The following is a 12,595-nucleotide window of genomic DNA, read 5'->3' on the forward strand; positions in this document are numbered from 1 at the left end:
ACCGACTTAAATCTGGAAATGGATTCTTCTTAAATATATTTTTTTATAGAATGATTTATTACTTGAGATAGGATTTGGGATATTGCCTTTATTCGGCATTTTAGCATAGATTGGGTGGGAAAGTTGGCTTGACTGAAGAAAGTGTCTTGAAGAGGCTCCAATGAAGAAATATGGAGCCTCTATGTGTTACACTGAAAGGAACATTTAGTGAGTATTTCGACCATTATTTTATTGAATCCATAGAACCTAAATTCCATTTTTCAGGATTCTTTCTATGATAGTTGTTTTCTATAGATTTTATCCTTCGACACCTTCAGCATGAATTTCATAATCATCTAACATGCTTATAAAAATATCTGTATCTCTTCTGAATATTGCTCTATAGATTTCATTTGTTACAAATCGGAAGTTTATTTTTTCTATTTTATCTTTAGTTAAGGTGTAGGTTGCTATGATTAATTTTTTCTTTCCCATATCATTTCCATAATTATCAGTTGTCGACCTGAATATCACGAAATACATTTTGATTTTCTGAACTTGAGGAAATACATAATACAATTTTTCAGCGGACAAAAAGAATGTGGGCATAGTTTGAAATAAAGTTGCCGTTTCTGGTGAATTATAGAAAAGAATACCATTGCCCAAAGTTCTCATATCATTTAACACCATAGTAACATGCAAAATACCGGATTCATCTATCAAGCCGCCATAAACTTTCGAGTCATTTGCATCTTTACCAAGTAAGCGAATTACTTTTTTTGCTTCTTTAGTAATATCTTTTTTCAATGTTGTTTCGGCTGAGACTTTAGATTTGTTTGATAAATTCAATGATGTGTCTGATTGTCCGCTTGAACCTCCTATCTGTATTTCCGCTTTTTTGTGGGGCCATAAAAGAGTTATTATTTGCCAGATAAAAAAGAGCATTATAACAATTAAAACAAGGTTATATACTTTAGAAAGATTTTTAAGGCGAGGAATAAAGCCAAGGAACTTTTTAAATACTCCCATTGTAAATTCTCCTTAAATATTTTGTTCGATTTCTGAATAAGCTATATGATTTTATTTGAGCATGTTTTTAATTCATTTAACTTTATTTATTATCCAAAAATTAGGAACACAAATATTAATAGAAATAATATTGCTATTGAACCAAGTACAAAAGTACAACCGATATTAAGGGTCTGTAGAAAACAACCTTCTTTGGCAACAACTTTAATTTTTTCAGTGCTTGGTCTGCCATCTAAATATTCTCCTCAGTGCTTACATTTTATGGCATTTACATTAATTTCTTCAGCGCAAATCGGACAGGTTTTATAAGGTTCCAATTATTTCTCCTCCGCTGAAAAGTATTTTTTATATTTCTTATAAGAGGTCTTATTTCTCTTCAGTTAGAAACAATATGAATTTTAATCTCTAAACTTCTCTATTACAATATCTACAAATTCTTGCCTTTGCTTTTATTGTCTCTGCGCAATACGGACATATTTTTGTATCCTCTCTATCATCAAGATTAGCCTCATTCATTGGATTAGCAAATGCAAAAGCTTGTTTATGATAGTCAGCCACTTTCTTACTTTCCATTGCATCTACAATTGAATCCCTCACCGCTATAGGATTTACCACATCATAATAAATTGTACTTCCTTTTTTTGCCGCTGTCTGAATTTCAATATCTCCAAAATTGAATATTTTTCCTATAAATGGTTGTCTGTAAGTAATATTATTGATTTTTTCCAACGGGCTTTCTTTTGAATAAAAAGAAAACACACCATATTCTTCTATTACTCTCTGGTTTGTAACAACCCACATATAATATTTCCAAGAATAGAATTTATAGATTCCGTAAATAATTGTTCCCGAACATAGAATTATATAAAACAAACCACCATTGCTTTTTCCAAATAATAAAGAGATAGAGATTATAAGTATAATGGAAGCTATTATAAAAGGAAGGATTAATACTTTCCAATGCTTTTGGGTTGTAAATATTATTTCCTCATTTTCTTTTAATTCAGTTCTCATAATACGCCTCAAAGGTTTGTTGATGTAAATTATTAATGTAACCAGTATTTTTCAATCTGAAGTAGGAGTTCATATTTTATAGACACTTAGAAATATTTCTTGATTTCTTTACATTATTAGTTCAGATATTTGGAAATGCTAAACAGCACATTTGTCATAGGTAGTCGATGATTTGAACTGAATTATTCGAGGTCAGTAATGTTTGATAGTCAAAGAAGAAAAAATATTTTCATTTTTCATTGCGCTATCTTCATATCAATTAAATGAATTCCATATAATAGTTTTACATGGTCCGCCGACTTTTGAAAGCTTTGACATCCTCTTTTGATAGAAGAAACCATTCACCATTTTTTCTCTTTTCAACGAATCTTCTATGCCAGTATTTTTCAATTCCAAAAGTATCATCTGTTTCTATTTTATGAATTAATTTAGGTTCTTCAGGCAACTTCAATCCTATTTCTTTTTTTCTTCTCTCCACATCGCAGCTTAGTCCAACCTTATAATATTTCCCCGATTTCATCATATAAATAAATCCGTAGTTATATTTTTCATCCGTTTTCACAATCTTATTTTGTGGTGCTATTATTTTATATTCTTTTCGGCATATGGTCTGAATATCAGACAATTCTTTTTTCCCTTTACAATATATCAGTAGCCTTTCCATTAATTCACTTTTTCGCCCAAATCTCTTATAAAACAACTGATAATATGGAAAGCTTTTTTGATATTTATAATATTTCATCTTTATTTCTGCATCTGTTGGATACTTACCAATTTCCCTAATAAACTCTATAAGCTTACTTAGAAGTTCTTCATCGGTATATTTTTCTACTTTCATTGTATTTGGCTTTATTCCAGCTTCTTTTACAGCATCACTCCATTTTAGCCAATACTTATTTATCATATATTCCGTAATATCATATTGCTTGCAGAATGTTTTTACGCCTACATCTAATTTCCCTTTTGAATTAGCAACATTTTTAATTGCTTTCAATATCTCTTTTTTTGTCATATAATTCCCCAATAAAAAAGGTGCAGACCTCATCTCATTCAGCTTCGTGGTACTGGCATACCATACACCAAAATGATAGAAGCTGCACCCAAGTATGGGTGCAACCCTTCTATCTTGTTCTGGTGTTTGTGAAAATTGCCAGTTTTCGAAGCGAACAAGTAGATTGATTACAAATTTTATTTTCTAATACTAATTATAGTATTTTTGAGAATTCCCCTTCAATAGACTCTAAATAATAGTTAAACGATATAGATCAAATTCATGAATGAAAAATATATTATAATTATGATATTTTAAAGTCTAATATTTGTAAAACACAATAACTATTCAAATTCTATTATTACCATTCATTCTTTTCATATAGTAAGTAAGATAAGGGTGGCAATATGTCCTTTTTCAGATTAGAATATCCAGAGGATGTTAATTGGTTTATGCCACATTTACGCCAACGGCTTAGAATTGTTTTGTTTTTGAACTGATTCCAAAGTTTTTCTGAATTCTCGCAGAATCCCGGTCTCTCCGCCATCAAACAATTTAAGCCTGAAGTCAGAAGATTTCAGGCTTTTTTGTGCCTGCAAATTAAAGTAATGAAGAGCAAATCTCTTATGGAATTCCGATTTGGGACTAAATATCTGTAATCACCCATTTTATGCCGGATTCAATTTTAGACATAATATCTTCCGGCATGTCTCCGATTTTATTACTTATCCGTTCTTCCTTATCAATAGCCCTGATCTGCCCACAATGAACAATACTATCCTTAGTCAAGCCACCCTGATCTTTAGGAACAAAAACATGCATCTTACTGGTCTTGCCAAATGCATCGGTAATGGGACAGATAACAACTACAGCCGCGTTCTTATTAACAATATCGTTAGATACAACTACCGCCGGACGGAATTTTTGCATTTCTCTGCCCCTGACCGGCTCCAAATCTACGTAGTATATTTCACCTCTTTTAATTTCCATTATATCTTCGCCTCGGCAGATTTCCAATCCTTAGCCATCTGCTTGTCATTTTCATAATAAAACTTACAAGCTTCAATGACTTCCTGCTCTGTTTTCTTTTCCTCCATTTTTTTCATGTATTCATCCAGAGCTGCACGAACCATCTGGCTGAGATTGATATTTAACTCCCTGGCCATTGACTCAGCTTTTTCAATCATATCAGCCGGCAAAAGAAAGTTCTTTCTTAAATTTCCAGTTGCTGCATTTTTCATAATTCACTTCCTATTCTCGATTCAATTATAACAGAGCTAACCGTATTTTCTCAGAGACCCCATGATATACAATTAAGTACATATGGAATATATGTATAATACATACACCCATAAAGTACACCCGAATGTATACAAAGTCAAGAGAGAAATCAGGTGATAATAGGAACTTCCTTTTCCCAAGGGAAACGCATTTGAGGAAGAGTTAAAGATTTTTACAAAATTTTCCGAAAACGCTTCTCGTCACCATATATATATATGTATAAGGAAATAGCTTTTTGCCAACTTCTGAGGAATTCATGAAAAAGGGCATCTGTTCAATTCTTCTTTTTACCATTATGCTTACACTGACATCCTGCTATTCAGAACGTTTTGTTAATTCTCAGAATAATCTTAATGAAGTTAAGGACAGCGACATTATTGTCTCTGTTGAGACAAATGACGGCAGGTTAATAATGAATGAGCGTCCAAACGCAGTATATAAATCCGATAAGGGTCTTTATGTCGTGGATACAACGGGTACAAAGGTTCTCCCTTATAAGGATGTGAAATCAGTTAAAATAAAGGAAGTAAGTTACTTTAAGACAGCTTCTCTGGTAGCAGGAGCGAGTCTGATTGGAAATATTGTTTTATTCGTTACCAGCTTTCATGGATTTCAATAATTCACATGAGAAATAAATTAAATTATCCATCTGTCCCGGATTTAAGTTCTAAAACCCTTTACTTTGCAAGAAGGATGTTTCTGGTTTATACGAAATTTGGTTAAATTCACATGGGCGTAGTTTTGGATATAGGTAACATTTGCCCGCAGGCACTGCGTTCACAATATCTGCAATAGTCTTTACTTTTTAGGAATACATTTGATGAAAAGGCTCTACTTCATAATTTTTATACTTGGAATTACATCAACTATATTTTCCCAGAACTTTAATCCGGTTAAATGCAGGGCTTTAAATCGTGACTGGAAAACCATTATCGACACAACATGGGGAGAGGGAAATCCAACTGCGGTTAAACTGGCAGTGTTTGATTCCGTTTGGAACACAATAGACCGCCAGTATGCCTGCTTTCAGAACCTTGATATTGACTGGAAAGCGCTAAAAGATAAGTACAGACCTGAAATAGAAAGTGGAGTAAGCAGGGGCAGATTTGCGGCTATCATGAATTATCTTGGATTAAGTCTTCAGGAAACACACACAAATTTTTCAGATCCGGGAGTAAATTATAGATATGTATTAGATGCTCCTCCTGGAGCCCCCATCCTTTATACAGGCTTTTGGGGACGAGATTCCCGTTTCGGGGCCGGACTCACACCCCTTGCTGACAGTTCACTGCTGGTATATCAGGCTGTTGAGAATCATCCGCTTGGCTTGATACCAGGAGATATTGTTCTGGGCTATGACGGCGTACCCTGGAAAATACTTTATAAGGAACTGCATAAGCTTGAAATACCCATTAATATGTCAAGCCAATGGGGATCAAACAATGAGGCATTCACGCACCTATGGCTTTCAGGAGCAGGACAGAACTGGCACTTGTTCGATACAATTGATATAAAGAAATTCAGAACAGGCGAAATTGTCCACATCCCTACAAATCTTTTGGTAAATAAGAAATTCAATATTACTTATTCCGAACAGTTGCCTGTTCCCGGAGTACCATGGATAGATAAAAGCAATAATTGGTCTGTTGCCTGGGGCATGGTGGAAGGGACAAAAGTAGGATATATCTACGTTTGGAATTGGTTTAGTGGAATTTCAGTGAAATTTCATAACGCACTGGATTCGCTGATAAATGTCAATAAGGCTGAAGGTCTTATTCTGGACTTCAGAGCAAATTATGGCGGGTATGTAAGGGAAAGTGACTGGGGACTAAGCCTTCTTTTTAAGAATTCTGCTCCTACTTTATCTTTAGTTACCAGAAGTAACCCGTATGATCATTTTCAAATGAAGAATACATCTAATTACATTTTTTCAGATGATTCAACTGCTTATTTTGATAAGCCGATTGCCGTACTGACTGGACCAATGTCAATAAGCGCTTCTGATTTTATTGTAAAAAGACTGCAGTACCATCCCAAAGTAAGGGTATTCGGGAAGTCCACATCTTCAGCATTTGCATCCGCCTCAAGAATTATGATTTCTAATATCGAATTGGATTTTGCCGAATATAACGGTATGGATATTAGTAATCCCGGGGAATATCTGACGCATAATAAACAGAAAGTGGATGATGATGTTTGGTTTACTCCGGAGGACGTAAACAAAGGAGAAGATTCAGTAGTTAAAGAAGCTTTGAAATGGATAAATGATAATGTACTTTCTATACATCCTGAAAACACATCTGTAGTAACAGAATTCAATCTTAAACAAAATTATCCAAATCCTTTCAACCCGGCAACAACCATAAGCTATTCAATCCCAAAAGGGGCATTTGTTGACCTGAAAGTATTTGACATGCTGGGACGTGAAGTATCAACACTTGTAAGTAAAGAACAAAGTGCAGGAGAGTATAAGGTTCAGTTTGACGCATCCTCCCTGCCCAGCGGAGTGTACATATACACTTTGCAGGCAGGCCAGTTCAAAGATTCCAGGAAACTACTAATCCTTAAGTAATTTTGAGCTCATCTATTCAATACTGTATATTTTATGGCGAAAAGTTTTCTCCCGGTCTCTCCGCAAAAAAGAAGAAAGCCCAAAACCCCACAGCTTTGGGCTTTTTTGTATCCTCACTTAAATAGCAGTAATTTCTTTGAATCGGTGAACTGTCCTGCCCTGATCGTGTAAATGTATATTCCGCTGGGAAGATTGGATGCATCATAATGAACAGTATAAGTCCCTGCTTCTTTGTATCCGTTAACCAGTACAGCCGCCTCATTGCCAAGTATGTCGTAAACCCTTAGACTTACAAACTGGCTCTTTGGTAATAAAAATGTAATGTTTGTACCTGGATTAAAAGGATTGGGATAATTCTGCTCTAAGGAATACTTGTCAGGCCCCGGGTTTTTACCTGTTTCAACTCCGGATGTGCCCAATAGATTTAACGGCATGCTGAATACTCCCCCGCCTTCAGTTCCTGCAAAGAGGTCAGATTCGCTTGCTGCCAGAGATTTAACACTAGTATTTGTAAGGCCCGTATTGACCTTACTCCAGTTCGCCCCGTTATTTGCCGATTGGAATACCCCTCCGGGAGTCCCGGCAAAAAGATTAGAACCGCTAACTGCAATAGTGTAAATATCGTTATATGGTAATCCAGTGCTGCGCTGAGTCCAGCTTTCGCCATTGTCAGTTGACACGAATACTCCGCCATTTGTTCCGGCAAACATATTATTCCCGCTTACAGCCAGGGAATAAAAACTATAACCGCCGGACGGCCCGTTGGTATGTATCCACTGTACCCGGATCTGAGCAACCAGACATAAAATAAATGTTAAACTTAAGAGCAGTCGTTTCATATGGCTGTATACAGAAATTTATGATAATTAGTAAGTAAGTTTTTCCATTATATCAGGCACCGGATGCCTGATGCGTTAAAAATATTCCTGTATAGCCTCTAAACGATACAACATGCAATTAAACCGGCAGGTATAATAACCAGGCATAAAGCTATTCTGTCAAGTGGATTTGACACATTTTACTTTTAAGAATGCTTGCAGTTAAGGCCTGTTCGGTTTTATTCTAAATAAAAACTTAAGTTAACAAGAACCTGTTCACACAGCCATCAAAGATAAAAGAAAACCGGGAAATAACATAGAAGCAATTTCTAAGCCTACGGTCTTAAAAAAGATTAAGTAAATAACAGGAAATTATACCGCCCGGACACAAGGATTATCCCGGTCCCGCCACAAAAAAAACACAAAATCACACGGCTTTGGGCTTTTCTGTGCCCTTTCGTTAATGCAAGCCCCCATTTCTCTGGCCTGCCATGAGATTAATTATCAAAGATTTGATATATTATCAAATTTCTGAATATTAATTTTATTCTATCCGCCAAAATTTAATTTTTCAGGCTGTTTATTCCGGCCCGATCTTTGAACAACGTCCATTTAACCCAACTACTTCAATCAGCTATTCCATTCCTGAACAGTTTCTGGTAGAATTAAAAGTTTATGATCTGTTAAGCCGTCAGATTTCAACTCTGATAAATAAAGAGCAGAGTGCAGGTGAGTATAAGTTTCAGTTTGACGGCTCTTCGCTGCTCACAGGGATGTATGTATATTCCATACAGGCCGGGGAGTTCAGAGTCTCAAAGATACCCATCCTGATTAAGCAGCTATAGGATAAGCTAAAATATAATTGATGGCGGGAGTTCTTTAGGATAATTAGATAGCATTAGAAGAAAAGGCCGGTCAATTACGACCGGCCTTTTTCATTAAGGTCTTTTCCTGGCAGTTAATTACTCCCCTATTGCAAAGGGAAGTTTATGATTTTATTTTCTAACGGCAGAAAATATGCACTCTGTCCAGTTCCATAGTACAATTTATTTCGTATTTCCTGAATGCTTGTTTCGTTCTGAATATGCCCTGCCTGTACATACCAGGCCAGGACTACGTTAATAGGTCCATTTTGATTGGATAAAGGTAACTCTGAAAGCTTTTCTTTTGAAATCTTGAATTGATAATTTTTGCTTAATTTATCCTTAAGAAAAACTAAGCTGTCCAGGAAAAAGGTAGGAACAATTATCTCGGTATTTGATTTTATCTTAAGGGAATCTCCATAAAAGACAAATGTATGCATATATACCATCGCTGCATTGACTTCCATACTATCGCCCCCATATGTTACCTTAGGCCATCCGTATAGATTCCTGTCAAAGTCAAGCTTCAGCTGGAAAGTATAGAACTGTGTACTGTCTGCGCTGTCTTTCTGAATTTCCCATGTGCCTTTGTAAAAACGTTCGAAATTTTGAGGCGGTGTTTCTGAAGCAACTGAAGAAGATGTGGGATTTGAGGATTTTTGGCAGCCCAAAATCATTGAGCAAACAATAACTATAAGAAACAATTTGTTTTGCATAGTGTGCACCAGGAATTTTATTTATAAAGGTGGATTAATGAGCAAGCAAAAACACAGATTCTTAAACTAAGAGCTCAAAGTATTATAAAACGAATAAATTTCTATTAAATAATAAGAAATGTTTGTTCAACAACCAACGTTCCAGGGAGGAAAAATGGATATGTTCTTTATTTTTCCCCTTTCCCGTCCTTGCAAATTTCTACATAATGTGGCCCATTCTGTAATAAATTCTTAATTTTCTATTTTGTTCAGGAAAATTTTCCGAAAACGCTCTTCGTCACCATATAATACATATAGAAAAATTATTGGGAACTTACTGGTTTGGGAAAACATGGAGAAATATATATGAAACGTTTTCACACAGTTTTTCTTTTTCTGGTGCTTTTAAGCAGCATCCGGTTTGCACAAAACAGGAACGTCGCAGTTGTACTAAAAATGGGCCCATCCAGCTATGAGTTTGATGGTTTTAACGAATCCAGCAGTTGGCGCAGTGCCCTGCAGACCTCGGCAGGGGTAGAATTCCCCATAAGCAGCAACTTCTCTCTACAAACCCAGCTATATTACTCACAGCACGAAGTAGAGGCCACTGGTATTTATATGAATCTTGTACAGAAGGATCCCAAAATCAGGCTTGTTGATTTTCTGTGCAGCCTAAAGTGGAATATCGGCTATTTTTACCTTATTGGAGGCTACGGCCTATCGCTCCAGAATACGGATGAAATGGGCGTTTACGTAAAAGGGGTCTATACGAAGCTGGATTCCAAAGATAATAAGATTTTTAAGGCGTACCTCCTGGGCATGGGGGCGGACGTAAATGTCTGGGAAAATCTGAATTTAATTGCTGAAGCCAATCTGCATATAAGAGATGAATATGGCGGTAATCTGCTTATGGGAGTTAAATATTTTATTTACTGATAAATCATGTGGATCTATTCTGGTAGCAAAATACTCAGAACATTTTCAGGACACCGGCATAGAGAAAAAGCATAAATCAGCCTAAGTTAAATATGTTTTGTGGCGGGGAACTTTCTCCCGGTCTCTCCGCAAAAAATGGAAGCTCAAAACCACACGATTTGGGGCTTTTTTTTGTGACTGCACATAAATGCAAGATTCTCTTCTCCCCTCCTTTCACTCATTGGAATGTTAATAGAGCCGACACATATATTCCAGAATATTTGATTTAGATAAATTTCTGTGGTAATTTAAAGCAAGAATTGGATAAAAGATTATGCCGGAAATTTGCAGATTTTATGGCATTATAATATTCATGAACTACAATGACCACAATCCTCCTCATTTTCACGCAAGGTATCAGGAGCAGGAAATAATTGTGGAAATACAGACAGGAAACATTGAAGGTAAAATGTCCCAAAGAGCTCTTACAATGATTTTCGAGTGGACAGACAAATACAGAAATGAGCTTCTTGAAAATTGGGAGCTGACAAAGCAAAGAAAATCATTGAAAAATATTCCTCCACTTCACTAAAGGATGATTATGTTTTTACATATTGAGCATTTTGAATTTAAGGGCGGTTACAGTCTAAAAGTCAGGTTCAATAATGGAATTGAAAAGGATGTAGATCTTTCGAATGAACTCTACGGAGAAGTATTTGAGCCCCTTAAAGATGAATCTTATTTCAGAAAAGCATTTCTCAACAGGGATACCAACACAATCGAATGGCCTAATGGTGCAGATTTTGCTCCCGAATTTCTCTTTGAAATAGGGAAAGAGGTAAGAAGATCCGCCTAAAACCCACCCCGCCCCCATTTGCCTTGCCTGCCATGAGATTGATTATCAGAAATCTGATATATCATCAAATTTCTGACAATTAAATTTCATTCCACCTGCCGGATTCTTGTTTTTTAGGCAGCTTATTCCGGCCCGATCTTTGAACAGCATTTACAAAAGATTAATTCAATAGGAAATTAAGGAAGTCAATTAGCTTAAATTTTCAGGAGGACTCCCAATGCTCAGGTTAAACTTAGTTCTGGCAGTTCTTTTTATTTCATCTATTGTTTCAGCTCAGACATGGGTAAAACTTAACCCCAATTTCCCAAAACCGGATACGGTAGGTCGGATAGCCCAGATTATATTCACAAGTAAGAACATTGGTTGGCTATACACAACGTATGACAATACCCCTCATATTGATTTTGTAAAAGTACTATATAAAACGACTGATGGCGGTCATAACTGGGAGACTACGAAGAAAGAGATTACCAACAGGTATTCAACCTTTACAATGTTTTCGCTTGACCCTAACCATTTAATTACAGTAGATGTGAACTTCTTTGACAGCACCTTTACTTCACTTCGAACATTAGATGGCGGGGAAAGCTGGGACTCGACACTTTTGGCTCCTCAGAAACACTATTATTCGGGAGGGGATAATATTTACTTCTTCGACAAAGACAACGGGATCTTTTTCAACGACAATAGGTGGTTTACAAGGGATGGAGGCCGTTCCTGGGAAAAGGGAGAAGATAACTTTTATTTGCCATACGTAAGTGGTGTCGATTTTGTAGATCGCAACCTGGGTTGGATTGTCTGCAGTTATTCCAACTATGCTACTGACAGCGGAGCCATTCTTGTGACTGCTGATGGAGGTAAAACATGGCAATACCAGGATTCTTTAGCTATGATACTGTATGGAGTCGATTTTATCACTCCCGATAAAGGATTTGCCGTGGGTACAAACTGGGACCACTCTACGGGATTCATATATTCAACAATTGATGGTGGTAAAACCTGGCAGCACGAGCAGTTTAAGGATTTTGGAGCATTCACGGACATTAAATTTTTGAATGACACCGCCGGGTGGATTACCTGCGCCGATCCCAGAAAGCTAAATACCGGAAAGATCTTAAGAACGACAGATGGCGGGAAGTCGTGGGAGATACAAGCTAGCGGCATCAGTTCACAGTTAAAGAAAATTATGATCAGGGATAATACAGGTTTTATTTTTGGTGACGATTACAATTTAATGACTCATACACTTCTCCGGGCAGATCTTTGTAAGATTACAGGGGTAAAGGATGGTCAAACGGAACTCCCGTCTGACTTTTGCCTTTCCCAGAATTATCCTAACCCATTCAACCCCACTACTACAATCAACTATTCAATTCCCAAAGCTTCATTCGTTGAGATGAAGGTTTTTGACATGCTTGGACGCCAAGTTCAGACGCTCGTAAATAAAGAACAAATTGCAGGAGATTATTATATAAAGTTTAACGGCTCTTCCCTGCCGAGCGGAATGTATGTGTATTCAATTCACGCCGGAGAGTTAAGAGCTTCAAAGAAACTCATCCTGATTAAATAGCATCAGGCAATA

The 12,595-nt window shown here is 36.5% G+C and carries 14 protein-coding genes; 7 read left to right on the plus strand and 7 right to left on the minus strand.

From position 1 onward, the window contains the following. Positions 1-297 precede the first annotated feature (297 nt). The 5 genes from HF312_00290 to HF312_00310 form a co-directional block, all read right to left on the minus strand. The gene (locus tag HF312_00290) at positions 298-1,008 is read right to left on the minus strand and encodes a hypothetical protein (protein ID MCU7518620.1); all 711 of its coding nucleotides are present in this window, start codon (positions 1,006-1,008) and stop codon (positions 298-300) included. A 405-nt stretch (positions 1,009-1,413) separates the two neighbouring features. Beyond that, positions 1,414-2,022, minus strand: coding sequence for a PH domain-containing protein (locus HF312_00295; GenBank protein MCU7518621.1), 609 nt, complete (start codon positions 2,020-2,022; stop codon positions 1,414-1,416). A 283-nt stretch (positions 2,023-2,305) separates the two neighbouring features. Further along, positions 2,306-3,034: a GIY-YIG nuclease family protein gene (locus HF312_00300; GenBank protein MCU7518622.1), complete on the minus strand. Its 729-nt coding sequence runs from the start codon at positions 3,032-3,034 to the stop codon at positions 2,306-2,308. Positions 3,035-3,658: 624 nt separating this feature from the next. Next, a complete protein-coding gene (locus HF312_00305) occupies positions 3,659-4,003 on the minus strand; it encodes a type II toxin-antitoxin system PemK/MazF family toxin (GenBank protein MCU7518623.1) in 345 nt (114 codons plus the stop codon). Continuing rightward, complete coding sequence (locus HF312_00310) at positions 4,003-4,254, minus strand: type II toxin-antitoxin system CcdA family antitoxin (GenBank protein ID MCU7518624.1); 252 nt, start codon at positions 4,252-4,254, stop codon at positions 4,003-4,005. Before HF312_00310 ends, HF312_00305 begins: the two co-directional genes overlap by 1 nt. 296 nt (positions 4,255-4,550) lie before the next feature. Here HF312_00310 and HF312_00315 point away from each other — a divergent pair, with 296 nt between their 5' ends. Beyond that, complete coding sequence (locus HF312_00315) at positions 4,551-4,913, plus strand: hypothetical protein (protein ID MCU7518625.1); 363 nt, start codon at positions 4,551-4,553, stop codon at positions 4,911-4,913. 201 nt (positions 4,914-5,114) lie between these two features. Next, complete coding sequence (locus HF312_00320) at positions 5,115-6,866, plus strand: T9SS type A sorting domain-containing protein (protein ID MCU7518626.1); 1,752 nt, start codon at positions 5,115-5,117, stop codon at positions 6,864-6,866. A 113-nt stretch (positions 6,867-6,979) separates the two neighbouring features. On the opposite strand, the gene HF312_00325 is transcribed toward HF312_00320, so the two are convergent. Further along, positions 6,980-7,705 carry a T9SS type A sorting domain-containing protein gene (locus tag HF312_00325; protein ID MCU7518627.1) on the minus strand — a complete coding sequence of 242 codons (726 nt, stop codon included), beginning with the start codon at positions 7,703-7,705 and terminating at the stop codon, positions 6,980-6,982. A gap of 530 nt (positions 7,706-8,235) precedes the next feature. Here HF312_00325 and HF312_00330 point away from each other — a divergent pair. Next, positions 8,236-8,529, plus strand: coding sequence for a T9SS type A sorting domain-containing protein (locus HF312_00330; protein ID MCU7518628.1), 294 nt, complete (start codon positions 8,236-8,238; stop codon positions 8,527-8,529). Between the two features lie 125 nt (positions 8,530-8,654). Here HF312_00330 and HF312_00335 read toward each other — a convergent pair whose 3' ends face one another. After that, positions 8,655-9,263: a hypothetical protein gene (locus HF312_00335; protein MCU7518629.1), complete on the minus strand. Its 609-nt coding sequence runs from the start codon at positions 9,261-9,263 to the stop codon at positions 8,655-8,657. A gap of 345 nt (positions 9,264-9,608) precedes the next feature. Here HF312_00335 and HF312_00340 point away from each other — a divergent pair, with 345 nt between their 5' ends. The 4 genes from HF312_00340 (at position 9,609) to HF312_00355 (ending at position 12,583) form a co-directional block, all read left to right on the plus strand. After that, on the plus strand, positions 9,609-10,178 hold the full coding sequence (locus tag HF312_00340; protein MCU7518630.1) for a porin family protein: 570 nt from the start codon (positions 9,609-9,611) through the stop codon (positions 10,176-10,178). Positions 10,179-10,491: 313 nt separating this feature from the next. Continuing rightward, positions 10,492-10,749, plus strand: coding sequence for a DUF4160 domain-containing protein (locus HF312_00345; GenBank protein ID MCU7518631.1), 258 nt, complete (start codon positions 10,492-10,494; stop codon positions 10,747-10,749). 9 nt (positions 10,750-10,758) lie between these two features. Continuing rightward, positions 10,759-11,013, plus strand: a complete 255-nt coding sequence (locus tag HF312_00350) for a DUF2442 domain-containing protein (protein ID MCU7518632.1) — start codon at positions 10,759-10,761, stop codon at positions 11,011-11,013. A 217-nt stretch (positions 11,014-11,230) separates the two neighbouring features. Further along, on the plus strand, positions 11,231-12,583 hold the full coding sequence (locus HF312_00355) for a T9SS type A sorting domain-containing protein (GenBank protein MCU7518633.1): 1,353 nt from the start codon (positions 11,231-11,233) through the stop codon (positions 12,581-12,583). Positions 12,584-12,595: the final 12 nt, after the last annotated feature.

Source organism: Ignavibacteria bacterium, from assembly GCA_025612375.1.
Lineage (GTDB): Bacteria > Bacteroidota > Ignavibacteria > Ignavibacteriales > SURF-24 > JAAXKN01.